This window comes from Streptomyces spiramyceticus, from assembly GCF_028807635.1.
GTDB lineage: Bacteria > Actinomycetota > Actinomycetes > Streptomycetales > Streptomycetaceae > Streptomyces > Streptomyces spiramyceticus.
In genome coordinates this window covers 348,349-373,097 of the sequence record NZ_JARBAX010000002.1, presented here as the reverse complement: position 1 = coordinate 373,097, position 24,749 = coordinate 348,349, and the positions used below count along the sequence as shown (strand labels likewise).

General features: G+C 70.0%; 19 protein-coding genes. 9 read left to right on the top strand and 10 right to left on the bottom strand.

What is annotated here, in order from left to right; all coding sequences use genetic code 11:
* The first annotated feature begins 103 nt into the window (after window positions 1-103).
* Window positions 104-1,780, top strand: a complete 1,677-nt coding sequence (locus tag PXH83_RS25185) for an alpha/beta hydrolase (RefSeq protein ID WP_274563371.1) — start codon at window positions 104-106, stop codon at window positions 1,778-1,780.
* A 30-nt stretch (window positions 1,781-1,810) separates the two neighbouring features.
* On the opposite strand, the gene hemQ is transcribed toward PXH83_RS25185, so the two are convergent.
* Both hemQ and hemG read right to left on the bottom strand, forming a co-directional pair.
* A complete protein-coding gene (gene hemQ / locus PXH83_RS25180; protein WP_274563370.1) occupies window positions 1,811-2,548 on the bottom strand; it encodes a hydrogen peroxide-dependent heme synthase in 738 nt (245 codons plus the stop codon).
* A gap of 4 nt (window positions 2,549-2,552) precedes the next feature.
* The gene (gene hemG / locus PXH83_RS25175) at window positions 2,553-3,980 is read right to left on the bottom strand and encodes a protoporphyrinogen oxidase (RefSeq protein WP_274563369.1); all 1,428 of its coding nucleotides are present in this window, start codon (window positions 3,978-3,980) and stop codon (window positions 2,553-2,555) included.
* Window positions 3,981-4,108: 128 nt separating this feature from the next.
* Here hemG and PXH83_RS25170 point away from each other — a divergent pair, with 128 nt between their 5' ends.
* Together PXH83_RS25170 and PXH83_RS25165 are read left to right on the top strand one after the other, a co-directional pair.
* Complete coding sequence (locus PXH83_RS25170; RefSeq protein WP_274563368.1) at window positions 4,109-5,056, top strand: DUF4349 domain-containing protein; 948 nt, start codon at window positions 4,109-4,111, stop codon at window positions 5,054-5,056.
* 71 nt (window positions 5,057-5,127) lie between these two features.
* Window positions 5,128-6,510: an FAD-dependent oxidoreductase gene (locus PXH83_RS25165; protein ID WP_274563367.1), complete on the top strand. Its 1,383-nt coding sequence runs from the start codon at window positions 5,128-5,130 to the stop codon at window positions 6,508-6,510.
* Between the two features lie 57 nt (window positions 6,511-6,567).
* Here PXH83_RS25165 and hemE read toward each other — a convergent pair whose 3' ends face one another.
* Entirely contained in the window at window positions 6,568-7,644 is a 1,077-nt protein-coding gene (gene hemE / locus PXH83_RS25160; RefSeq protein WP_274563366.1) for a uroporphyrinogen decarboxylase, read from the bottom strand.
* Between the two features lie 91 nt (window positions 7,645-7,735).
* Between hemE and PXH83_RS25155 the strand changes: the two genes are divergently transcribed.
* The 5 genes from PXH83_RS25155 (at window position 7,736) to PXH83_RS25135 (ending at window position 14,356) form a co-directional block, all read left to right on the top strand.
* Window positions 7,736-8,410, top strand: coding sequence for a DUF3000 domain-containing protein (locus PXH83_RS25155; protein WP_274563364.1), 675 nt, complete (start codon window positions 7,736-7,738; stop codon window positions 8,408-8,410).
* A gap of 322 nt (window positions 8,411-8,732) precedes the next feature.
* Complete coding sequence (locus PXH83_RS25150; RefSeq protein ID WP_274563363.1) at window positions 8,733-9,395, top strand: helix-turn-helix transcriptional regulator; 663 nt, start codon at window positions 8,733-8,735, stop codon at window positions 9,393-9,395.
* A 76-nt stretch (window positions 9,396-9,471) separates the two neighbouring features.
* On the top strand, window positions 9,472-10,749 hold the full coding sequence (locus tag PXH83_RS25145) for a ribonuclease D (RefSeq protein WP_274563362.1): 1,278 nt from the start codon (window positions 9,472-9,474) through the stop codon (window positions 10,747-10,749).
* A gap of 254 nt (window positions 10,750-11,003) precedes the next feature.
* Complete coding sequence (locus PXH83_RS25140; RefSeq protein WP_214924181.1) at window positions 11,004-12,224, top strand: thiolase family protein; 1,221 nt, start codon at window positions 11,004-11,006, stop codon at window positions 12,222-12,224.
* Window positions 12,221-14,356, top strand: coding sequence for a 3-hydroxyacyl-CoA dehydrogenase NAD-binding domain-containing protein (locus PXH83_RS25135; protein ID WP_274563361.1), 2,136 nt, complete (start codon window positions 12,221-12,223; stop codon window positions 14,354-14,356). The genes PXH83_RS25140 and PXH83_RS25135 overlap by 4 nt, the downstream gene beginning before the upstream one ends.
* Before the next feature lie 92 nt (window positions 14,357-14,448).
* Here PXH83_RS25135 and PXH83_RS25130 read toward each other — a convergent pair whose 3' ends face one another.
* Window positions 14,449-15,546: a PLL family lectin gene (locus PXH83_RS25130; protein WP_274563360.1), complete on the bottom strand. Its 1,098-nt coding sequence runs from the start codon at window positions 15,544-15,546 to the stop codon at window positions 14,449-14,451.
* A 115-nt stretch (window positions 15,547-15,661) separates the two neighbouring features.
* Between PXH83_RS25130 and PXH83_RS25125 the strand changes: the two genes are divergently transcribed.
* Window positions 15,662-16,036: an NTP pyrophosphohydrolase gene (locus PXH83_RS25125; protein WP_274563359.1), complete on the top strand. Its 375-nt coding sequence runs from the start codon at window positions 15,662-15,664 to the stop codon at window positions 16,034-16,036.
* 78 nt (window positions 16,037-16,114) lie between these two features.
* Here the strand turns inward: PXH83_RS25125 and PXH83_RS25120 are convergent, their stop codons facing one another.
* The 6 genes from PXH83_RS25120 to PXH83_RS25095 all read right to left on the bottom strand — a co-directional run bounded on the left by PXH83_RS25120 (window position 16,115) and on the right by PXH83_RS25095 (window position 24,708).
* Window positions 16,115-17,593, bottom strand: a complete 1,479-nt coding sequence (locus tag PXH83_RS25120; protein WP_274565161.1) for an amino acid permease — start codon at window positions 17,591-17,593, stop codon at window positions 16,115-16,117.
* A 304-nt stretch (window positions 17,594-17,897) separates the two neighbouring features.
* Complete coding sequence (gene dxs / locus PXH83_RS25115; protein ID WP_274563358.1) at window positions 17,898-19,823, bottom strand: 1-deoxy-D-xylulose-5-phosphate synthase; 1,926 nt, start codon at window positions 19,821-19,823, stop codon at window positions 17,898-17,900.
* 173 nt (window positions 19,824-19,996) lie between these two features.
* Window positions 19,997-21,289, bottom strand: coding sequence for a sugar ABC transporter permease (locus tag PXH83_RS25110; protein WP_274563357.1), 1,293 nt, complete (start codon window positions 21,287-21,289; stop codon window positions 19,997-19,999).
* The gene (locus PXH83_RS25105; protein ID WP_274563356.1) at window positions 21,286-22,074 is read right to left on the bottom strand and encodes an ATP-binding cassette domain-containing protein; all 789 of its coding nucleotides are present in this window, start codon (window positions 22,072-22,074) and stop codon (window positions 21,286-21,288) included. The genes PXH83_RS25110 and PXH83_RS25105 overlap by 4 nt, the downstream gene beginning before the upstream one ends.
* Before the next feature lie 200 nt (window positions 22,075-22,274).
* Entirely contained in the window at window positions 22,275-23,375 is a 1,101-nt protein-coding gene (locus PXH83_RS25100; RefSeq protein ID WP_274565160.1) for a sugar ABC transporter substrate-binding protein, read from the bottom strand.
* A 133-nt stretch (window positions 23,376-23,508) separates the two neighbouring features.
* Window positions 23,509-24,708, bottom strand: coding sequence for an ROK family transcriptional regulator (locus tag PXH83_RS25095; protein WP_274563355.1), 1,200 nt, complete (start codon window positions 24,706-24,708; stop codon window positions 23,509-23,511).
* Window positions 24,709-24,749: the final 41 nt, after the last annotated feature.

Below are 24,749 nucleotides of genomic sequence, written 5' to 3'. Positions count from 1 at the left end.
CGCATCGGGGTCATTGACCCCGACACCGAACACCGGTGCTTTACTTCACCAACTGCCGCGTCAAGGATCCCCCTTTGTCCTGTATCTGTACGAAGGGAACGCGATGAGAGCAGTAGCGATGTACGGGACCCTGGCATCCCTCGGCTCCCTGGTCCTGACCGCCATCGTCGCCGCCCCCGCCGGCAGCGCCGAATTTCCCGCACTTCCCGCACTGCTCACACCCCCCGCGTCCGCCGAGGCCCGCGGCACCGCGCTCGCCGCCAAGCGCGCGGCCGTCGCCGGGATCGCCTTCGGCAAGTGCCCCGCGTCCGAGGGCCTGCCTTCCCCGGCGCAGTGCGGCACGGTCAAAGTCCCCCTCGACTACGCCGCCCCTGACGGACGTCAGATCTCACTGACCGTCAGCCGCGTGAAAGCCGACGGCAAAGGGGCCGACGGCAAAGGGGTCAGCGGCAAGGGGGCCAAGGGCAAGGCCGTCGCACGCCAGGGCGCGCTCGTCTTCAACCCCGGCGGCCCCGGGGCCTCCGGCATGTACTTCCCGATGGTCGCGTCGATGCCCGAGTGGAAGCGGATCAGCGCGGCGTACGACCTGGTCGGCTACGCCCCGCGCGGCGTCGGCCGCTCGGCCCCGCTGTCCTGCCAGGCGCCGAAGGACTTCGCCAAGGCCCCCACCCAGTCCCCGTCCGACCCCTCCGTCGCGTACAAGCGGGAGCGGATCGCCCAGGCCAAGGCGTACGCGGCAGGCTGTGCCCGCAACGGGGGCGACGCGCTGCCCCACTACACGTCCCTCAACAACGCCCGCGACCTGGAAGTCCTGCGGGCGGCGCTGGGCCAGAAGAAGCTGACCTTCATGGGCGCCTCGTACGGCACGTATCTGGGCGCCCTGTACGCGACGCTCTACCCCAGCCACGTACGCCGCATGGTCTTCGATTCGGCGGTCAACCCCGACCCCCACCAGATCTGGTACCGCAGCAACCTCGACCAGTCGCTCGCCTTCGAAACCCGCTGGCACGATTTCCGCGCCTGGGTCGCCAAGCACGACAAGTGGTACCACCTGGGCAAGACGCCCGACGCGGTGCTGGCCAGTTACGAGAAGGTGCGGGCCAGGCTCGCCCACCGGCCGGCCGGCGGCACGGTGGGGCCGGGCGAGCTCCAGACGGCGTTTCTGAGGGCCGGTTACTTCGACAGCTACTGGGCGCTGCGCGCCACCGCGCTCACCCAGTATCTGAAGGGCAACCCGGAGCCGCTGATCGAACAGGCCGCGCCCAGTCCCGAGACCGCGTGGGACGACGAGAACAGCAACGCCGTGTACACCGCCATCGAGTGCAATGACGCGCCCTGGCCGACGGACTGGCACGTGTGGAACCGCGACAACACCGAGCTGGCACGCCACGCGCCGTTCGAGACCTGGGACAACGTCTGGATGAATCTGCCGTGTGCCTACTGGAGCGCGCCCCGCCAGGTACCCCTGGACGTCCGTACGGGTCCCGGTGCGCTGCCTCCGACGCTGATCCTGGCCGCCGAGCGGGACGCGGCGACGCCGTACAAGGGCGCGCTGGAGCTTCAGCGGCGGCTGAACGGCTCCGTCCTCGTCACGGAGCGGAATGCCGGTACGCACGGCATCGGCGGCGGCGAGAACAAGTGCGTCAACGGCCACATGGAGACGTATCTCCTGACCGGACGGACGCCGGTGCGGCGCGCGGAATGCGCGCCGCACCCGGAGCCGAACCCGGTGTCGCTGGACGAGCGGGCAGTGGCCAGGAGGCCTGCGCCCGCTGTCTGATCTTCCGGGTCAGGGGTGGTGGGCCGTCGCTCAGGCGAGGCCCGCCACCAGGTCTGCGATGTCCTTGCGCCGGCCGGTGTAGAACGGCACCTCCTCGCGCACGTGCATCCGCGCCTCGGACGCGCGCAGGTGCCGCATCAGGTCGACGATGCGGTAGAGCTCGTCGGCCTCGAAGGCCAGCAGCCACTCGTAGTCGCCGAGCGAGAACGACGCGACCGTGTTGGCCCGCACGTCCGGGTAGCCGCGCGCCATCTTGCCGTGGTCGGCGAGCATGCGGCGACGGTCCTCGTCGGGCAGCAGGTACCAGTCGTACGAGCGCACGAAGGGGTAGACGCTGACGTAGTTGCGCGGCGTCTCGTCGGCCAGGAAGGCCGGGATGTGCGACTTGTTGAACTCGGCGGGGCGGTGCAGCGCCATGTTCGACCAGACCGGTTCCAGCGCGCGGCCCAGCTTGGTGCGGCGGAAGAGGTTGTACGCCTCCTGGAGCTGGTCCGCGGTCTCCGCGTGCCACCAGATCATGACGTCGGCGTCGGCGCGCAGCCCGGACACGTCGTACGTACCGCGCACGGTGACGTCCTTCGCGGCGAGCTGGTCGAACAGCTCCTGCACCTCGTCCGCGTACCCGGCGCGCGCGGTGTCATCCGGTAGCACATCCCGAAGCCTGAAGACGGACCACAGGGTGTAACGGATGACGTCGTTGAGGTCCTTGGCCTTCTTGCCGGCGTTGGGGCCTCGGGGGGATGTCACAGTCTCCGGAGCATCAGTCATGTCCCTATTCTCCCGCGCCCGGATCCGTGCCCCGCGCCGGGGCCGGGGTGACCATGATCTCGTCGGCGGCGCGCTGCCCGCTCGCGATGCACGCCGGGATGCCCACACCGTCGTACGCCGCACCGCAGACCCGCAGTCCGGGCAGCTTCGCGACCTCGGCCCGCACCCGCGCGACACGCTCCGGGTGGCCTACGGGGTACTGCGGAAGGCCGCCGATCCAGCGGGTGACCTCGGTGGCCACGGGCCGGGCGTCGAGGCCGGTCGCCGCCCCGAGATCCCGCAGGGACACATCAACCAGTTCGTCGTCCTCGCGGTGCAGGTGCTCCTCCTCGCCGTATCGCCCGATGGAGGTACGCAGTACGAAGAGGTCGGGCGCGGCGGCGTCCACCCAGGCCCACTTGCGGGTCGAGAAGGTCGACGCCTTGATGGTGTGCCCGTCCACGGGCGGCACCAGGAAACCGGACCCCTCCGGCATCCCTTGCACGTCCCGGCGCCTGAAGGCCATGGTGACCAGCGTCATCGACGCGTACTCGACGGCTGACAGTTCGGCCGCCGCGGCCGGCGACTCGGCGGCGAGCAGCGCGGACGCGGACCAGGCCGGGGACGCGAGGACGACGGAGTCGGCCGCGATCACCCGCTGGTCGGTACGCACTTCCCAGCCGCCGGCGCCCCGGGTCAGGCCGAGCACCGGCGTGTCGAGGAGGATCTCGCCGCCCCCGGCGCGCACGGCATCGGCGACGGCGCCGGGCAGGGTGCCCACGCCGCCCTCGATCCCCATGAAGACGGGCCCGGTCTGCTGCTTGTCTTCGGCCCGCCGCTGAATCTCCCGTACGCCGTCGAGGAGCGAGTCGTACGTCCTGGCCGCATCGAAGAGCTGCGGTACGGCGGCCCGCATCGACGTCCGGTACACGTCACCGGCGTACACGCCGCCGAGCAGGGGTTCCACCAGCCGGTCGACGACCTCACGGCCGAGGCGGGCGGCGACGTACTCGCCGAGAGCGATGTCGTCGCCGACCTCGGTGCGCGCCAGCTCGTGGTCCTGCTCCATGCGCGCGAGGGCGTCCTTGGACAGGACGCCGCCGAGGACGGCCGGGTCGCTCGGTACGCCCATCACGTGCCCCTTGGGCATCGGGGTCAGAGTGCCCCGGTTCCAGAGCGACGCGGTGGCGGTGGCGGGCGGCTGGAGCCGGTCGCCGATGCCCACCGCGCGCGCCAGACCGACCGCCTCGGGCCGCCTGGCGAGCATCGACTCGGCGCCCAGGTCGACGGTCACGCCCGCGATCTCGCCCGCCAGGAGTTTGCCGCCGAGCCGGTCCGTGGCTTCGAGCACGGTCACGCGCGCACCGGCTCCGACCAGCCGGTGTGCGGCGGCGAGGCCGGAGATGCCGCCACCGATGACGACGACGTGGGGTGAATGTGTGTGGGCGCTCATGGGGTCCACTCTCTCAAACCCGGAAAGAGTCCTGACCGTGACCGCTTCGGGATCCGAAAAGGGCAACCCTCTCCCCCGCCCCGCACGTCGAACCGGCAACACCCACCACGACGTTCGGGGGAGCCGACATGCGTGCAGCACACACGTCCGGGCACCGTTCACTCAAGGTCCTCGCGGCCGCTCTGCTCACCGCTTCGCTGGCGCTCAGCGGCTGCGGCGCGTCCGACGACAGCGGCGCACAGAGCAGCGCGGCCAACGGCAAGGCCGCGGCGCCCGCGGAGAGGGCGCCGGGCAGCGGCGCCGAGGACCAGTCGGGCGCCCAGAAGCCCACCGGTCAGGGCAACGCGAAGAAGCCGCCGCTCGCCAAGACCCACGTCATCCGCACCGCGACGCTCTCCGTCGAGGTCGACAGCGCGACGAAGGCCCTCGCCACGGCCCGTACGGCTGCCGAGAACGCCGGGGGCATGGTCGGCAACGAGACCACGGAGCGCACCGAGGACGACCACGTCTTCTCGCGCATCGTCCTGCGCGTCCCGCAGGAGGAGTACGACGCCGTGCTCAAGGAACTGACGGGCACCGGCAAGCTGCTCAACCGCAAGGCCGACGCCAAGGACGTCACCGACCAGGTGGTGGACGTCGAGAGCCGCATCAAGTCGCAGCGGTCGAGCGTCGCGCGGGTGCGGGAAATGATGGACCGGGCCACGAAGATCAGCGATGTGGTCATGCTCGAAGGCGAACTGAACACCCGTCAGACCGAGCTGGAGGCCCTCCTCGCCCAGCAGGCGTCGCTCCAGGACCGTACGACCATGGCCACCATCACCCTCGAACTCTCGGAGCCCGAGGCGGAGGAGACCGCCAAGGAGGACGACGACCCCGGCTTCCTGGACGCGCTCGGCGGCGGCTGGAACGCGTTCGTCACCACGCTGAAGTGGGTCGCGATGGTACTGGGCGCGGTCGCCCCGTTCGCCGCCGCGCTGGCGCTGCTGTACGTCCTGTGGCGCGTGCTCCGCGGCCGCCTGCCGCACCGCGCGGCGCCGGTGGCGCCGCCGCTGCCGGCACCGCAGGAAGAGAACTAGCCCCGCCCACGGACCGCCGCCGACGTAGCGTGTCCTTCGGATGTACGGACGTACGACTCGGAGGACACGCCATGGCAGCGGCGGAGCGACTGGTGGTCATCGGCGGCGATGCGGCGGGCATGTCCGCCGCATCGCAGGCCCGCAGGCTCAAGGGCCCGGACGAGCTGGAGATCGTCGCCTTCGAGCGCAGCCACTTCACCTCGTACTCGGCCTGCGGCATCCCGTACTGGGTCGGTGGGCACGTGACCGAGCGGGCGGAGCTGATCGCCCGTACGCCCGAGGAGCACCGCGAGCGCGACATCGACCTGCGGATCAGAACCGAGGTCACCGGCATCGACGTGGCGGGCAGCCGGGTCCGCTCGCGGGACCTCGAATCGGGCGCCGAGTCCTGGACCGGCTTCGACAAGCTGGTCATCGCCACCGGCGCCCGCCCCGTCCGTCCCCCGCTGCCCGGCATAGACGCCCCCGGCGTCCACGGCGTACAGACCCTCGACGACGGCCAGGCCCTGATCGACACGCTGGAGCAGACACAGGGGCGGCGCGCGGTCGTCGTCGGGGCGGGCTACATCGGCGTCGAGATGGCCGAGGCGCTGGTCAACCGCGGTTACGACGTGACCGTCCTGAACCGCGGCGAGCAGCCGATGGCCACACTCGACCCGGACATGGGCCGCCTCGTCCACGACGCGATGAACGGCATGGGCATCACGACCGTCTCGGGCGCGGAGGTCACCAAGATCCTCACCGGAGACGACGGCCGGGCCCGGGCGGTCGCCACGGACGACGACACGTATCCGGCGGACGTCGTCGTGCTCGGCATCGGCGTCGAACCGGAAACAACGCTGGCCCGCGACGGGGGCCTGCCGGTCGGGGAGTCCGGCGGCCTGATCACCGACCTGGCGATGCGCGTCGTGGGCCACGACAACATCTGGGCGGGCGGCGACTGCGTCGAGGTGCTCGACCTCGTCTCGGGCCGCCGGCGCCACATCGCGCTCGGCACGCACGCGAACAAACACGGCCAGGCCATCGGGTCGAACGTGGGCGGCGGTTACGCCACGTTCCCCGGTGTCGTCGGTACGGCGGTCAGCAAGGTCTGCGACCTGGAGATCGCCCGGACCGGCCTGCGCGAGAAGGACGCGCGGGCGGAGGGCCTGCAGTTCGTGACGGCCACGATCGAGTCCACGAGCCGCGCCGGGTACTACCCCGGGTCGTCCCCGATGACCGTGAAAATGATCGCCGAGCGCCGCACGGGGCGGCTTCTGGGCGTCCAGATCGTCGGCCGCGAGGGCGCCGCGAAACGCGTCGACATCGCGGCGGTGGCCCTCACGGCCCGCATGACGGCCGACCAGATCACGGCGCTGGACCTTGGGTACGCCCCACCGTTCTCCCCGGTCTGGGACCCGGTCCTGGTTGCCGCCAGGAAGACGGTGACGGCGCTGCGGAAGGCGGGTGCGTAGGGCACGTCCCTGCGGGGAACTGGGGGGAACTGGGGACCGGCCCCCGCAGGGCACCCCCTACCGCTGCGTCCGCGTGTGGACGTACTCCGTGAGACGGGTCAGCGCGTCCGGGTCCGTCGTCGGCAGCACTCCGTGCCCGAGGTTGAAGATGTGCCCCTCAAGACCGGCGGCCGCCGCCAGCACCTCATCCGTCTTCGCCATGACCGCATCCGGCGTCGAGAAGAGCACCGCCGGGTCCAGGTTCCCCTGGAGCGCCTTGCCGGGGCCGACCCGCCGCGCCGCCTCGTCCATCGGGACGCGCCAGTCGACGCCCACGACGTCCGCGCCGGCCTCGCCCATCAGCCCGAGCAGTTCGCCGGTGCCGACACCGAAGTGGATGCGCGGTACGCCGTACGACGCCACCGCGTCGAAGACCTTCGCGGAGGCGGGCATCACCGAACGGCGGTAATCGGCGGGCGCGAGCGCGCCGACCCACGAGTCGAAGAGCTGCACGGCGGACGCGCCCGCCTCGATCTGCACCTTCAGGAACGCCGCGGTGATCTCCGCGAGCCGGTCGAGCAGGTCGGCCCACAGCTGCGGGTCGCCGTACATCAGGGCCTTGGTGTTCTCGTGGTTGCGCGAGGGCCCGCCCTCGACGAGGTAACTCGCGAGAGTGAAAGGCGCGCCCGCAAATCCGATGAGCGGCGTGGACCCGAGCTCGCCGGTGAGCATGCCGATGGCCTCGGTGACGTACGAGACGTCCGCCGGCTCAAGATCGCGCAGCTGCGCCAGGTCGGCGCGCGAGCGGATCGGCTGGGCGACGACCGGGCCGACGCCGGGCTTGATGTCCAGGTCGATGCCGATGGCCTTGAGCGGGACCACGATGTCGCTGAAGTAGATCGCCGCGTCCACCTTGTGGCGGCGCACCGGCTGGAGCGTGATCTCGGTGACCAGGTCGGGCCGCATGCAGGACTCAAGCATCGCGGTGCCTTCGCGAACCTTCAGGTACTCGGGCAGCGAGCGCCCGGCCTGCCGCATGAACCAGACCGGCGTGTGCGGCACCGGCTCGCGCCTGCACGCCTTGAGGAAGGCTGATTCGTCAGTGGCGTGTGTCTGGGTCTGCGGGGCCCCGGTGGGGCGGTGGTTGGCACTCACGCCCAGAATCTTCGCATGCGTGCCCAAGCCGTTGTCGCGGGCCGGGTGTCCTTCGCTGCGCGAGGCCCGCGTTCCGCCTACTCTTCCCCGCATGGCTCCGGCGCAGGGACGACTTTCGGATGATGCTGACGACATGGGCGGCGCGGCGGGCAGCTCCGCCCCGCCCGCGTTCCGTCAGGCGGTCGAGGCCCTGCGCTCGGCGCGTCTGCGCCCCGATGTGGAGATCGACCCGACGCGCCCGCCGCAGCGCCTGGCGCCGTACGCGTACGCGCTGGAGGCCGCGGTCGTCGAGGGTGAGGACGATCTCGCGGACGGCCGGCTCGTACTCCTTCACGACCCGGCGGGCCACGAGGCGTGGCACGGGACGTTCCGGCTCGTGACGCTCGTACGGGCGGAACTGGAGCCGGAGATGGCGGCCGACCCGCTGCTGCCCGAGGTGAGCTGGTCCTGGCTGACGGGCGCCCTGGAGGCGCGCGGTCTGTCGTACGGGGAGGCGAGCGGCACCGTCACCCAGGCCGGCTCGCACTACTTCGGCGGCCTGGCCGACCGGCGGCCCGCGACGCAGATCGAGATCCGGGCGTCCTGGACGCCGCACGAGGGCCGGGGCGGGGTGCCGGACACGGCGGCTCATCTGGCGGCCTGGTGCGATCTGCTGGCTCAGATCGCGGGACTGCCCCCGGTACAGGCCGTCGGGCCGGACTCCTCCGCCCCGGCGGACGCGGGTGTGGTGTCGCTGCCGCAGCGGCGCGGTCCGCAGCGGCCGTAACGCACGGGACGGAGCACGCCGAAGAGAGCGTGCCCTTTCACATGCACGGCCATGGACGGCTCGCGTGCACGGGCATGGACGACTCCGCATGCACGCTGTGCACGGTCATGTGCCGGCCTGCACGGCCATGCGGTCGCGAGGCGACATTTCTTCACATGATCGATCGCGTGTCCGAATTGCCTGAATTGTTACTCACCAAATCGTGATCTTTCCCTAAAGGTGAGCGGTAGTGCTGCCGAAGGAGTCAATGACCCTTCCAGCACGGTTCGCCCCGGCAACACCCCCCGAGCCGGCGCTTCCCGCCACTCCCCCAGGAGGCCTGGTGTCCGTTCTCCTCGAGCAGCCCGCAAGCCTGGTCGCCTACCGCCCTAACAAGCCGACGGCCATGGTCGTCGTGGCCGACCCACGCGTCCGCTCCACCGTCACCCGCCACCTGTGGGCCCTTGGAGTACGTGACGTCATCGAGGCGTCGTCCATCGCGGAGGCACGTCCCCGCGTCGGCAATCCGCGCGACATCTGCGTTGCCGACGTCCACCTGCCCGACGGTTCCGGGCTGACCCTGCTGTCCGAGACCCGCGCCGCGGGCTGGCCGAACGGCCTCGCCCTCTCCGCCGCCGACGACATCGGCGCCGTACGCAATGCACTCGCGGGCGGCGTCAAGGGCTACGTCGTCACCGGTACGCGCACCAACATCGGGCACCCCACCCGCCCCGGCGCCGCCCCCATCGGCGCCGCGGCAGCCCGCATGCACCGACGCCCCCCGGGTACCCCGAGCCACCCGGGCGGCTACCGCGAGCTCTCCGGCCGCGAGGTCGAGGTCCTCCGGCTCGTCGCCGAGGGCCAGTCGAACAAGGCCATCGGCGTCTCGATGGGACTGTCCGCCTTGACCGTAAAGAGCCACCTCGCCCGCATTGCCCGCAAGCTCGGCACGGGGGACCGGGCCGGGATGGTAGCGGTGGCGCTCCGTACCGGAATCATCCACTGACCGATTACAACCCCACGCGCCCGCCGACGGAACGTTCCGTCGGCGGGCGCTGTCCATACACAGATACCCTTTACACGTGACCGACGCCCAAGAGACCGCAGCAGAACCAGACCTGCGAACCCCCGGGGGCGCTCCCCCGGTCGACGTCGAGACGGCGCCGATTCCCTTGTTGGAGCCTCGCGAAGGCATTCCCCCGGTGGTTGCCACCGAGGAAGCACTGGCCGAAGTGCTCGCGGCATTCGCCGCGGGCACCGGCCCCGTGGCCGTGGACGCCGAGCGCGCGTCCGGATATCGCTACGGACAGCGGGCCTATCTCGTACAGCTGCGCCGCGAAGGTGCGGGCAGCGCGCTCATCGATCCGGTCGGCTGTCCCGACCTCTCCGGCCTGGGCGAAGCCCTCACCGGAGCCGAGTGGATCCTCCACGCGGCAACACAGGATCTGCCGTGCCTGCGCGAAATAGGCATGGCCCCTTCCACGCTGTTCGACACCGAGCTCGCCGGACGGCTCGCGGGGTTCCCGCGCGTCGGCCTGGGCGCGATGGTCGAGTCCGTCCTCGGATACGCCCTGGAGAAGGGGCACTCCGCGGTCGACTGGTCCACCCGTCCGCTCCCCGAGCCCTGGCTGCGCTATGCGGCGCTCGACGTGGAGCTCCTCGTCGACCTGCGCGACGCACTGGAGAAGGAGCTCGACCGGCAGGGGAAGCTGGAGTGGGCCCGTGAGGAGTTCGACGCCATCGCGTCGGCACCGCCCGCGCAGCCCCGCAAGGACCCGTGGCGCCGTACGTCGGGGATGCACAAGGTGCGCCGTCGCCGGCAGATGGCGATCGTGCGGGAGCTGTGGAACGCCAGGGACCGGATCGCTCAGCGGCGTGACGTGTCGCCCGGCAAGGTCCTGAGCGACACCGCGATCGTCGAGGCGGCCCTCGCCGTACCGGCGAACGCGCAGGCGCTGTCCCTGCTGCCGGGCTTCGGCCACCGCATGGGGCGCCGTCAGCTGGAGCAGTGGCAGGCAACGGTCGACCGCGCCAAGGCGCTGCCGGACACGGAGCTTCCGCAGCCCGGAGCGGCCGTGACGGGCCCGCCTCCGCCCCGTTCCTGGGCGGACAAGGACCCGGCCGCCGCGGCACGCCTCTCGGCGGCCAGGGCGGGCGTCTCGGCGCTCGCCGAGGAGCTGAACATGCCGCAGGAGAACCTGATCACCCCGGACACGGTGCGCCGGGTCTGCTGGGAGCCGCCGGGCGACGCCACACCGGAAGCGGTGTCCGTGTCCCTGGCGACGTACGGCGCGCGGCAGTGGCAGATCGGGCTGGTGGCTCCGCTGCTGGCCAAGGCCCTGATCGCCTCGTCCGACTGACCGCATCCGGCCGATTGCACCTGATGCGAGCCCCCGACCCTCCGCGGCCGGGGGCTTTGTCGTGCCGAGGTCCGTGCGGTGGTTCATGCGGCGGTCCATGCGGTGGTTCGTGCGGTCGTTTCAGGTGTGACGTTCACCGCTCCCGCCGTGGGGGGTGGGCAGCATGGTTACCCACAAGTAGCATGAGGAAAGGAAGCGCGCGCTTAGCCGCGCGCCCGCAGCAGTGCCACCCCGCACCCTGGAGGAGAGCCATCGTGCCTCGTACCGTCAGGGACGTCGTCTTCGTCGACGGCGTCCGCACCCCGTTCGGCAAGGCGGGCCCGAAGGGCATCTACCACGAGACCCGGGCCGACGATCTTGTCGTGAAGGCGATCCGGGAGCTGCTGCGCCGCAACCCGGACCTCGACCCGGCCAAGATCGACGAGGTCGCCATCGCCGCGACCACCCAGATCGGCGACCAGGGCCTGACCCTCGGCCGCACCGCCGGCATCCTCGCCGGGCTGCCGCAGTCCGTCCCCGGTTTCTCGATCGACCGCATGTGTGCGGGCGCGATGACCGCGGTGACGTCCATGGCGGGCGGCGTTGCCTTCGGTGCGTACGACATCGCCCTCGCCGGCGGCGTCGAGCACATGGGCCGCCACCCCATGGGCGAGGGCGTGGACCCCAACCCGCGCTTCGTCAGCGAGAAGCTGGTCGACGAGTCCGCCCTGTTCATGGGCATGACCGCGGAGAACCTGCACGACCGCTTCCCGCACATCACCAAGCAGCGCGCCGACGAGTACGCGGTGCGTTCGCAGGAGAAGGCCGCCAAGGCGTACGCCGACGGCAAGATCCAGCAGGACCTGGTGCCGATCTCGGTACGCCGCACCAACCCCGAGGCCGGTGAGACCGGCTGGGGCCTCGTGACCGCCGACGAGCCGATGCGCCCGGGGACCACCCTGGAGAGCCTGGCCGGTCTGAAGACGCCGTTCCGTGCGCACGGGCGGGTCACCGCCGGTAACGCCGCCGGTCTCAACGACGGCGCCACCGCCTCCCTGATCGCCGCCGAGGACGTCGCGCGCGAGCTGGGCCTGCCGGTCAAGATGCGTCTCGTCTCGTACGCCTTCGTGGGTGTCGAGCCGGAGGTCATGGGCATCGGCCCGGTCCCGGCGACCGAGAAGGCCCTCGCCAAGGCGGGCCTGACGATCGACGACATCGGCCTGTTCGAGATCAACGAGGCCTTTGCGGTGCAGGTGCTCTCGCTCCTGGACCACTACGGCATCGCGGACGACGACCCGCGTGTCAACCAGTACGGCGGCGCGATCGCGTTCGGCCACCCGCTGGCCTCCTCGGGCGTACGCCTGATGACCCAGCTGGCGCGGCAGTTCGAGGAGCAGCCGCACGTCCGCTACGGCCTGACGTCGATGTGTGTCGGCTTCGGCATGGGCGGAACGGTCATCTGGGAGAACCCGCACTTCGACGGAGGCAACAAGTGAGCAGCACCACCACCGCTGAGCTTCTGAAGGGCGCGGCCGAGCTGTTCCCGGACGAGGTCGTCACGCAGGCGCACGTACGCCACCTCGACCTGCCGTACGGCGCCGGGCGCTTCGCGCTCATCACGCTGGACAACGGCCTCGACCACACCAAGCCGACCACCTTCGGACCGCAGTCGCTGGCGAACCTCAACGCCGCCATCGACCAGGTCGAGAAGGAGGCCGCCGAGGGCAAGATCATCGGTGTCGGCCTCACCGGCAAGCCGTTCATCTTCGCGGTCGGCGCCGACCTCAAGGGCGTCGAGCTGCTGAAGCGGCACGAGGAAGCGCTGGCCATTGGCAAGGGCGGGCACGACGTCTTCCGCCGTCTGTCCGGGCTCGCTGTCCCGACTTTCGCGTACTACAACGGTGCGGCGATGGGCGGCGGCGTCGAGGTCGGCCTGCACTGCTCGTACCGTACGGTCTCGTCCGCTCTGCCCGCCTTCTCCCTGCCCGAGGTCTTCCTCGGCCTGGTCCCGGGCTGGGGCGGCTGCGCGCTGCTGCCGAATCTGATCGGTGCGGACCGCGCGGTTTCGGTCATTATTGAAAACTCCCTCAATCAGAACAAGCAGCTCAAGGGCAAGCAGGTCTTCGAGCTCGGGATCGCCGACGCGATCTTCGAGGGCGCGGACTTCCTGGAGCAGTCGCTGAACTGGACCGCGTCCGTCCTGAACGGCTCGGTCACGGTCGAGCGTGCCGAGATCGACCGCGGCGACGCCTGGGACCAGGCCGTGGCGCGCGGCAAGGCCATCGCTGACTCCAAGGTGCATGGCGCTGCCCCGGCGGCGTACCGCGCGCTGGAGATCATCGCGGCGGCGAAGGACGGCGACCTGAGCGCCGGCTTCGACGCCGAGGACACCGCGCTGGCCGACCTGATCATGGGCGGCGAGCTGCGCAGCGGCATCTACGCCTTCAACCTGGTCCAGAAGCGCGCGAAGCGCCCGGCCGGTGCGCCGGACAAGTCGCTCGCCCGTCCGGTCACCAAGGTGGGCGTCGTCGGCGCCGGCCTGATGGCCTCCCAGCTGGCGCTGCTCTTCCTGCGCCGCCTGGAGGTGCCGGTCGTCCTGACGGACATCGACCAGGAGCGCGTCGACAAGGGTGTGGGCTACGTCCACGCCGAGATCGACAAGCTGCTCGGCAAGCGCCGTATCAACCAGGACAAGGCGAACCGGCTGAAGGGCCTGGTCTCCGGTGTTCTGGACAAGGCCGAGGGCTTCTCCGACGCCGACTTCATCATCGAGGCGGTCTTCGAGGAGATCGGCGTCAAGCAGCAGGTGTTCGCGGAGGTCGAGGCGGTCGCCCCGGCGCACGCGATCCTCGCCACCAACACCTCCTCGCTGTCGGTCACCGAGATGGCGTCGAAGCTGAAGCACCCCGAGCGGGTCGTCGGCTTCCACTTCTTCAACCCGGTCGCGATCCTGCCGCTCCTGGAGATCGTCCGCGGCGAGCAGACCGACGACGCCTCGCTGGCCACGGCCTTCGGTGTCGCGCGCAAGCTCAAAAAGACCGCTGTCCTCTGCAAGGACGCCCCGGCGTTCGTGGTGAACCGCATCCTCACCCGCTTCATGGGCGAGATCCAGAACACCATCGACGAGGGCACCTCGGTCGAGGTCGCCGAGAAGGCCGTCGAGCCGCTCGGCCTGCCGATGTCCCCGCTGGTGCTCCTTGAGCTGGTCGGCCCGGCCATTGGTCTGCATGTCTCGGAGACCCTGAACCGCGCCTTCCCGGAGCGCTTCAAGGTGTCGCCGAACCTGGCCGCCGTGGTCAAGGCCGGCAAGCGCGGCTTCTACGTCTACGACTCGGGAAAGCCGGAGCTGGACCCCGAGGTCGCGGCTCTCCTCAAGCAGGGCGACACCGTCCTGACGGAGGAGCAGGTCCGTACCCGCGTCATGGAGGCCGTGGCGCAGGAGATCGGCCTGATGCTGGAGGAGGGTGTCGTCGCCGAGGCGCAGGACATCGACCTCTGCCTGATCACGGGCGCGGGCTGGCCCTTCCACCTGGGCGGCATTACGCCGTACCTGGACCGCGAGGGCTACTCGGAGCGTGTGAACGGAAAGAAGTTCCTGGAGCCGGGCGTGGCGAGCGTCCCGGCGTAGCGGCGAGCGTCCCGGCGTAACAACGGGCGCGCAATGCGAGACGGGCCGTACGGGAGATGCTCCCGTACGGCCCGTCCGTTTGTTCTGCGAGGTCAGACGCGGGTCCAGGCCCCCAGCGCCAGGCCGTCCTCAGGCTTCTGGCGGGCCACATGGAGCCCGCCGTCCGTGCCGATCACCGCGAGGACCACGCGGCCCGTCGCGTCGACCGCCAGCGCCGGTGCGCCCAGGCACTCGTCGCCGGTGGCCGTCCACCACACGCCGTCGCCCTCGGCCTCTGTCACACAGGCCGCGAGGACGGGGCGTCCGTCGGCGCCGCGGTGGGCCAGCACCGTGCAGTCGTGGCCGCCGATTTCGGTGCGCAGGGCCGCTGCGGGGCTGTCCGCGGGGGTGCCGGAGAGGGCGACGGTGGCCTGGCCGGGGCGGTGGGCGGTGATGCCCGCGTCGGCCCCGGCTTCGTTCCAGTAATACGTGATGCGGTCCTCGGCGGTCTCCAGGCCGACGACCGTACGGACCGCCGGGGTGAGCGGGATGTCCTCGGCCAACGTCAGCTCGCCGCCGGGCTTCTCCTGCGTCCAGCGCAGCGTCCGGCCTGCCGCCGGGGCCAGCACCTCGACCTTGCCGGTGGCCGTGGCCACCGCTGCCGGGCCGTCCTGGACCTTGCTGCCGCGCAGGTCCTTCCAGCCTTCCCACTTGCCGTTGGCGGCCTGGCGTCGCATCTGGACGCCGAGGCCCGCGTTGCGTACGAAGACATGGACCGAGCCCGCCGTGTTGACAGTGGCGGCCGGGATGCCGATCTTGAGGCCCCTGTCGGCTTCCTTGTAGGGGTTGCCGAGGGTGTGCCAGACGGTCAGGGGGCGGCCGGTCTGGTACTGGATCGCGTGCACGATGTCGACGGCCTTCCCCTTCCGGCGCCGGCCTATGAAGTGCACGTAACCGTCCGGGCCCTGGGCGAGGGTCAGGTGCTCAATGCCGGGGGCCGGGAAGAAGTCGGGTCCCGACCACTCCGGGCCGCCGGGGCGGATCTCCGTCCAGCGCAGCAGGCCGCCGTCCGTGGGCGCGTAGGCGGAGAGTCTGTCGTCCTTGCCGCGCAGCAGCCACCGGCTGGTCCCGGGCCCGGTGGCCGCCGCCGGGGGGCGGCAGGAGGGAGAGGGAAGATTACGCTCGGACTTACGCGCGGTCCGCGGCCTCATGGCGTCACGCCAACCTTCTGTACATCGACTTTTGACTCCCCCGTGATTCGAACAAGCATAGCGTTTTGCCTGGTGGCGACCGCCCCGAGGGCCACGCGCATGCTATGAGGATGCTATGAGAACTCTGCTCGTCGTGGACGCCGCCAACGTCGTCGGATCCGTCCCCGACGGCTGGTGGCGCGACCGCCACGGAGCCGCCGAACGCCTCAGGGACCGCCTCCCGAAGTACGCCGAAGACGGCATCCCGGGTCACCCCGGTCCCCTCGGAGTCGTGCTCGTCGTCGAGGGGGCCGCGCGGGGTGTCACGTCGGTGCCCGGCGTACGGGTCGAGGCGGCGGCGGGCAGCGGCGACGACCGGATCGTCGAGGTGGTCGCGGAAGAGGTGGGTGAGGCCGCCGTGGTCGTCGTCACCGCCGACCGGGAGCTGAGGCGGCGCGTGGAGGCGTACGGCGCGCAATGCGTCGGGCCGCGGACCGTACGGGCTCAGTAGTCCGGCCCCGCAGTCCCCGCCGAAGGGGGACGTACGGAGCCGGGAAACGGTGCGGAGAAGAGAAGTCAGGCCCAGTCTCTAGTACTTGGCGGCGCCGCCGGCGCGGCCGAGGCGGCTGTGCCGGCGCCCGTACACGAAGTACACCACGAAGCCCAGCGCCATCCAGATGCCGAAGCGCAGCCACGTCTCGGCCGGCAGATTGAGCATCAGCCAGAGCGAGGCGCCCACCGAGAGGATCGGGACGAGCGGCACCAGCGGGGTACGGAAGGCCCTGTGCAGGTCGGGCCGGGTGCGGCGCAGGACGATCACGCCGAGGGCGACGACGACGAACGCGAAGAGCGTGCCGATGTTCACCAGCGTCGCGAGCTCTTCGATGCTGGTGAAGCCCGCGATGATCGCGATGAGTACGCCGAGGAGGATGGTCGGGCGGTAGGGCGTGCCGAATCGCGGGTGCGTGACGGAGAAGAACCGCGGGAGCAGTCCGTCGCGGCTCATCGCGAAGAACACCCGGGTCTGGCCGAGCAGAAGGATCATGCACACCGTGGTGAGACCGACGGCGGCGCCGAAGCTGATGGTGCCGGCGTAGAAGGGGTGCCCGGTGGCCTTGAAGGCGTCGGCGAGCGGGGCGCTCACCGACAGTTCGCTGTAGTGCTGCATGCCGGTGACCACCACGGACACGGCGACGTAGAGCACGGTGCAGATGAGGAGCGAGCCGAGGATGCCGCGCGGCATGTCCCTCTGCGGGACCTTGGTCTCCTCGGCGGCGGTGGCCACGACGTCGAAGCCGATGAAGGCGAAGAAGACGACGGAGGCGGCGGTGAAGATGCCCATGACGCCGAAGTTGGTGGGTTCGTAGCCGAACAGCAACTGGACCATGGGGGCGTCCCAGCCCGACCCGGCTTCCTGTGACACGGCGTCAGGGACGAAGGGCGAGTAGTTGTCCGAGTCGATGAAGAACGAGCCCGCGATGATGACGATGAGGACCACGGTCACCTTGACGGCGACCACGACAGCGGTGACCCGTGCGGACAGCTTCATGCCGAGCACCAGGATCACGGTGAGCAGCAGCACCAGCAGGAAGGCCAGGAGGTCGAAGCCGAATCCTTCCGCCACGTCGGGACCTGAGAGCCCGTCGGGCAGAGCCCAGCCGGCGTTGTCCATCAGTGACCGGACGTAGCCCGACCAGCCGACCGCCACCACCGCCGTGCCCAGCGCGAATTCGAGGACCAGGTCCCAGCCGATGGTCCAGGCGACCAGCTCGCCGAGCGAGGCGTACGAGAAGGTGTACGCGGACCCGGCGACCGGCACGGTCGAGGCGAACTCGGCGTAGCAGATGGCGGCCAGGCCGCACGCGACGCCGGCGGCGACGAAGGCGAGCGCCGTGGCGGGACCGGCCGTCTCCTTGGCCACCTTGCCCGTGAGGACGAAGATGCCGGTGCCGATGATGACCCCGACTCCGAAGACCGTCAGGTCGAGCGCGGAGAGGGATTTCTTGAGCGCGTGCTCCGGCTCCTCCGTGTCGCGGATCGACTGTTCGATCGTCTTGGTCCGGAACATCCCGCCGCTTCCCGGTCCGGGGTCCTGCTGCGTACTCACCGGCGTACCTCCGCCTGTTGGCTGTCGCCCAACCTTGAAGTGAGCGAGTTTCAGTCATGATCGTGAGCGAACCGGGCAGCACCGACGAGTACCGCCGCCGGGTTTCACCCGATGAGAGGCACCGGGGAGTATGCCGAACCGGCCTGAAAGTTGAGTCTTTCGGGTGACGGAAAGGCCCGGCCGGAGCGAGCCGCTCCGGCCGGGCCTTGAGTCGTACGACGACGTACGACGACATACGACGGCGTAACGAGGTGCTGACGCCGCGTCAGTCGCGCGCCACCTCGGCCTCCGGCGTGTCCTCCAGACGGCCGTCCAGCCTGGAGACGAGACCCGTCACCTGGCGGGCGATGTCCGGGGCGGTCAGACCGATCTCGGCCATGACCTCCTTGCGGGACGCGTGGTCGAGGAAGCGCGGCGGGATGCCGAAGTCGCGCAGCGGTACGTCGACGCCCGCGTCGCGCAGCGCCTGGGCGATGGCGGAACCGACGCCGCCCGCACGGCTGTTGTCCTCGACGGTGACGACGACGCGGTGCTGCTCGGCGAGCGGCGCGAGCGCCTCGTCGACCGGCTTGACCCAGCGCGGGTCGACGACGGTCGTCGAGATGCCCTGCTTGTCGAGCAGGTCGGCGATCTCCAGGCACATCGGCGCAAGCGCCCCGACGGAGACGAGCAGGACGTCCGGCCGCTCGGTGTCCGCGTCGGCGTTGCGCAGGACGTCCATGCCGCCGACCTTGCCCACGGCCTTCACCGCGGGGCCGACGGCGCCCTTGGAGAAGCGGACGACGGTCGGCGCGTCGTCGACCACGACGGCCTCGCGCAGCTGGGCGCGGACCTGGTCGGCGTCGCGCGGCGCGGCGATGCGCAGCGTGGGGACGCACTGCAGGATCGACATGTCCCACATGCCGTTGTGCGAGGCGCCGTCGGTGCCGGTGATGCCCGCGCGGTCGAGTACGAAGGTGACGCCGCACTTGTGCAGGGCGACGTCCATCAGGACCTGGTCGAAGGCCCGGTTGAGGAAGGTCGCGTACACCGCGAAGACGGGGTGCAGGCCGCCGGTGGCCAGACCGGCCGCGGAGACCGCGCCGTGCTGCTCGGCGATCCCCACGTCGTACACCCGGTCGGGGAAGGCCTTCGCGAATTTGTCGAGGCCGACCGGCTGCAGCATGGCCGCCGTGATCGCGACGATGTCCTCGCGCTCCTTGCCGAGCTTGACCATCTCCTCGCCGAACACCGAGGTCCAGTCGACGCCGGACGAGGCGATCGGCAGGCCGGTGTCGGGGTGGATCTTGCCGACGGCGTGGAAGCGGTCCGCCTCGTCGGCGAGGGCGGGCTGGTAGCCGCGGCCCTTCTCGGTGAGGCAGTGCACGATGACGGGGCCGCCGAAGCGCTTGGCGCGGGTGAGCGCGGACTCCAGGGCCTCGATGTCGTGGCCGTCGATCGGGCCGACGTACTTGAGGCCGAGGTCTTCGAACATGCCCTGCGGGGCGATGAAGTCCTTGAGGCCCTTCTTCGCGCCGTGCAGGGTCTCGTAGAGCGGCTTCCCGACGACGGGCGTGCGCTCCAGGATGTCCTTGCCGCGGGCGAGGAAGCGCTCGTATCCGTCGGTCGTACGGAGCGTGGCGAGGTGGTTCGCGAGGCCGCCGATGGTCGGGGCGTACGAACGCTCGTTGTCGTTGACGACGATGACCAGCGGGCGGTCCTTGGCGACGGCGATGTTGTTCAGCGCCTCCCAGGCCATGCCGCCGGTGAGCGCGCCGTCACCGATGACGGCGACGACGTGGTGGTCCTCCTTCTTGAGGACCTCGTTGGCCTTGGCGAGGCCGTCGGCCCAGCCGAGGACGGTCGAGGCGTGCGAGTTCTCGATGACGTCGTGCTCGGACTCCTCGCGCGACGGGTAGCCGGACAGGCCGCCCTTCATCTTGAGCTTCGAGAAGTCCTGGCGGCCGGTGAGCAGCTTGTGTACGTACGACTGGTGCCCCGTGTCGAAGAGAACCTTGTCCTTCGGCGAGTCGAATACGCGGTGCAGTGCGATGGTCAGCTCGACCACACCGAGGTTGGGGCCCAGGTGTCCGCCGGTCTTGGAGACCTCGTCGACGAGAAATGTCCGGATCTCAGCGGCCAGCTGGTCCAGCTGCTCCGGGCTGAGCCGGTCCAGATCGCGCGGTCCCGTAATGCGGGTCAGCAGCGCCACCCGTGCCTCCTTGCAGTTGAACTGTCTGGCTTGCCGGTCTGCCGAGTCTAATGTTCCGCTCACGACTGTGGTCATCGGGCGGTGCGTTCTGCGTCACCCGGGTGAGCGGACGGCCGTACGCACAAACGTGCCCGGCACCGAAATCGGTGCCGGGCACGTCCGGTGTGCCGCGGTCAGGCGCGGCCCGCGGTCTTCTGGGTCTTCCGGGTGACGGAGTCGATCACCACGGTCGCCAGCAGAACACCACCGGTGATCATGTACTGGATCGGCGTGGCGATGCCTTCCAGCGCCAGCCCGTACTGGATCGAGACGATCACCATGACGCCCAGCAGCGCGTTCCAGGTCCGGCCGCGTCCGCCGAAGAGGCTGGTGCCGCCGATGACGGCCGCCGCGATGACGTTCATGAGCAGGTCACCGGCGCCGGCGCTCTGGTTGGCGGCGGCGATCTTGGAGGCCCAGAACAGGCCGCCGACGGCAGCGAACGTACCGGCGATCGCGAAGACCGAGATCCGGACCGCCGTGACGTTGATACCCGCACGCCGCGAGGCCTCGACGCTGCCGCCGAGCGCGAAGATCTTGCGCCCGTAGGCGGTGCGGCGGAGCACGAAGTCCGTCACCACCAGCACCACGAGGAAGAGCAGCAGCGCCAGGGGCAGGCCCTTGTACTGGTTGAACATGATCGCGGCGGCGAATGCGACCACCGCGAGCACCGCCGTACGCATCACGATGTCCATGAGCGGGCGGGACGGGACGCCCGCTGCCTCGCGGCGGCGGTTGTCGAAGAAGGACGAGAGGAAGAAGCCGGCCACCGCGAGAGCGGCGAGGCCGTAGGCGGCCGCCACGTCCGTGAAGTAGTACGTGGTCAGCTTGCCGACGACGCCGTCGCTGTCCAGGTTGATGGTGCCCTGGTCGCCGAGGAGCTGGAGCATGAAGCCGAGCCAGAAGAGCAGGCCGGCCAGTGTGACGGCGAAGGCGGGAGCGCCGATCCGGGCGAAGAAGAAGCCGTGGACCGCGCCGATGGCCGCGCCGCCGGCGATCGCGACGATCACCGCGAGCCACTCGTTCATGCCGTGCGTGACGCTCAGCACGGCCACGATGGCGCCGGACACACCACTGACGGAACCGACCGACAGGTCGATCTCGCCGAGCAGCAGCACGAAGATGATGCCGACGGCCATCATGCCGGTGGCGACCATCGTGACGGCGATGTTGCTGAGGTTCTGCGCGGACAGGAAGTTCGAGTTCAGACCCTGGAAGATCACGCAGATGAGGATCAGACCGATGACCACCGGGATCGAGCCCAGGTCGCCGGCGTGCAGCTTGCGCTTGAACTCGGAGATGTAGCCCGCGAAACCGCGCTCGCGGACGAGCAGCCGGGGGTCGACGGCGGTGAGCGCGTCGTGGGCGGCCTCGGGGTTCTCGACGACGTGGCCGCCGGCCGGCGCGGGGATCTTGTCGGTGCTCACTTCTGGGCCTCCCCATTGCGCGCCGCACGGCGGGTCACGGCGTTGTCCGTGGCACCGGTGATGGCGGAAATGATCTCTTCCTGCGAGGTGGTCTTGACGTCGAAGACGCCGTTGTTACGGCCCAGCCTGAGGACCGCCACCTTGTCCGCGACGGCCTTGACGTCCGCCATGTTGTGGCTGATGAGGATGACCGCGTGGCCGCGCTCGCGCAGCCGCTCGACGAGGTCGAGGACCTGGGCGGTCTGCTCGACGCCGAGGGCCGCGGTGGGCTCGTCGAGGATGACGAGCTTGGGCTCACCGAGCATCGAGCGGGCGATGGCCACGGTCTGGCGCTGACCGCCGGAGAGCGAGGCGATCGGGATGCGCACGCTCGGGATCCGGATGGACAGCGTGGTGAGGAGCTCGCGGGCGCGGCGCTCCATCTCGACCTCGTTGAGGATGCCGCGCTTGCGGATCTCCCGGCCGAGGTAGAGGTTGCCGACGACGTCGATGTTGTCGCAGAGCGCGAGGTCCTGGTAGACGGTCGCGATGCCGAGGTTCTGGGCGTCGTGGGGCTTGTTGATCTGTACGGAGCCGCCTTCCCACTCGATGACACCGTCATCGATGGGGTGGACGCCAGCAATGGTCTTGACCAGCGTGGACTTGCCGGCTCCGTTGTCGCCCACCAGGGCGACCACTTCACCGGCGTGGACCTCAAGCTCTACGTCGGTGAGCGCCTGGACGGCACCGAACCGCTTGGAGACCCCTCGCAACGCCAGCACGGGCGTAGCGGACACGTGAACCATCTCCTTCGCCGCCTGACCGGCGGGGATGCCGCGCCGGGGGAAGCGGCGCGGAGGTTGAGCAGAAATGTGCGGGTGGCAGATGTGCGGGTGGCGGGGTGTTCTGACCGGCGCCCCGCCCGAGCTGCGGGGCTGTGGAGGGCGGGGCGCCGGACAGGCTTCAACCGCGCGTAAGTCGCCGAGTCCCATGCGGGACAAGGGACTTACTTGAGACCGAGCTTGTCGCAGGCGGCCTTGTACTTCGGGGTGCAGATCTCTTCGACCGTGTAGACGCCGTCCTTGACGACAGTGTCCTTGATGTTGTCCTGGGTCAGCGAGATGACGGGCACCAGCAGGGTCGGGATGCCCTTGGTGGTGGGGCTGTCCACGGTGTCCCTGGCGATGTTGTTGAGCTTCTCGCCCTTGGCAAGCGCGACGGCCATCTCGGCGGCGGCGGACGCCTCAGGGGCGTACGGCTTGTAGACGCTCATGAACTGCTCACCGGCGACGATGCGCTGCACACCGGCGAGTTCGGCGTCCTGGCCGGTGACCGGCGGGAGCTTGGAGAAGCCGGCGGCCTTGAGGGCGGTGATGATGCCGCCCGCCATGCCGTCGTTGGCGGAGTAGACGCCGTCGATCTTGTCCTTGCCGAGGGCCGAGATCGCGCCTTCCATGTTGGCGTTGGCGTTCTCCGGCTTCCACTCCTTGGTGTCGTACGACTTGCCGATCTTGACCTTGCCCTTGAGCTCGGCCAGCGCGCCCTTCTTGAAGAGGGCGGCGTTCGGGTCGGTGATGGCGCCGTTCATCATGACGATCTGGGCGTCCTTGGCCTTGTCGCCCAGCGCCTCGAGCAGGGCCTCGCCCTGGACGTGGCCGACCTCTTCGTTGTCGAAGGACGTGTAGGCGTCGATCGGGCCCTCGGCGAGGCGGTCGAAGGCGACGACCGGGATGCCCGCGTCCTTGGCCTTCTTCACACCGTTGGCGATCGCCTTGGAGTCCACCGCGTCCACGATCAGCGCGTCGACCTTGTTGGTGATCATCGTGTCGATCTGCTGCGTCTGGACGGTGGCGTCCTGCTTGGCGTTGGCGTAAACAACCTCGGCCTTGCCATCGGTCAGCTCGCTGATCTTCTCCTCGATCAGCGGCTTGTCGAACTTCTCGTAACGCGCCGTCTGGTTCTCGGGCAGGAGCAGGCCGATCTTGAGGGCATCGCCCTTGTTCCCGGCTGTCTCGTCGGCCTTGTCTCCGGACTCCTTGGCGCTGCCACAGGCGGCGAGGGAAACGGCCATTGCGGTGGCGGCCACGGCCATGGCGGCACGACGCATCTGCGTGTTCACTTCAGAAACCTCCCTGACGAGGCCGCGTCGTTGCGGCCGAGGTGGCTGGAAGTCAACTCCGCCCTGCTGGCAGCGTCAAGGAGTAAACCCTTAACGAGATGACAACGGTGCCATTCGTTATCTAGGTGAAGGCAGGGGCGCCAGCGGGCAGGGCACTTTCCAGAAGGGTCGAATCGCCCATTTCATTGAGTACGAGCGCCAGCGCGCCCAGCACTTCGGATCGCCCGCCGAGCGCTCCCGGCAGCACCGAAAGCTGCCTGGCCGCGCTGGGGATGGCATACCTGGACACCGAGTCGCGGATCGGCCCGAGCACCAGCTCGCCCGCCTCCGCAAGGTCTCCGCCCAGCACCACACGGCTGGGGTTGAGGAGGTTGCAGAGGTTGGCGACACCGCTGCCGATGTGGCGGCCGACGTCCGCGATCACCCGGCGGCAGCCGGGATCGCCCTCGCGGGCCAGCTGCACCACGCGCTCCATGGTCAGATCGGCGCCGTGGCTGGACTGGAGCAGCGGCAGGACGTATCTGGCGGCCGTGAAGGTCTCCAGGCAGCCCCGGTTGCCGCAGCGGCAGACCGGGCCCGACTCGTCGAGCGTGATGTGCCCGATCTCGCCGGCCGTGCCGCCGGGTCCCCGGTAGATCTGTCCGCTGATCACAAGGCCGGCGCCGACACCGCTCGCGACCTTGATGTATGCCAGGTCCTTGACCCCGCGCCCGCTGCCCCAGACCAGCTCGCCGAGGGCGCCCAGGTTGGCGTCGTTGTCGACGTACACGGGCACACCGAGGCGGCCGGACAGCTCCTCGCTCGGGTTGATGCCCTTCCAGCCCGGCAGGATCGAGGTCGAGCCGAGCGTGCCGGACTCGACGTCGATGGGTCCCGGTACGCCGAGACCGACGCCGATCACCTTGTCCTGGCTGATGCCGGTCGCCGCGATCAGCCGCTTGACCAGGCCTTCTGCCCGGTCGAAGCCTTCGGCGGACGAGGCGTCCACGTCCAGCGGCTCGGCTTCCTCGGCGAGCACCTGGTGCGCGAGATTGCCGACGGCGACGCGCAGGTGCGTATGACCGAAGTCGACGCCGATGACGATGCCGGCGTCGCTGCTGAGCGCGACGCTGCGGGCCCGGCGGCCGCCCGCGGAGGTCGGCGTGACCTCGACGGTCCCGCCGTCCTTCAGTTCGCGAACGATATTGGAGACCGTGGCTGCGGAGAGCCCTGTGGTCCTGGCGATCTCTGCCTGGGTGAGCGAGCCCGCCATGCGTACCGCACGAACGACCCGCTCAAGGTTGGCCCGGTGCAGTGACGTCTGCGACCCCGGAGTCTCCATTGACTTCCCTTCCTCCAACATGTGAACCCTAAGATGAGCCT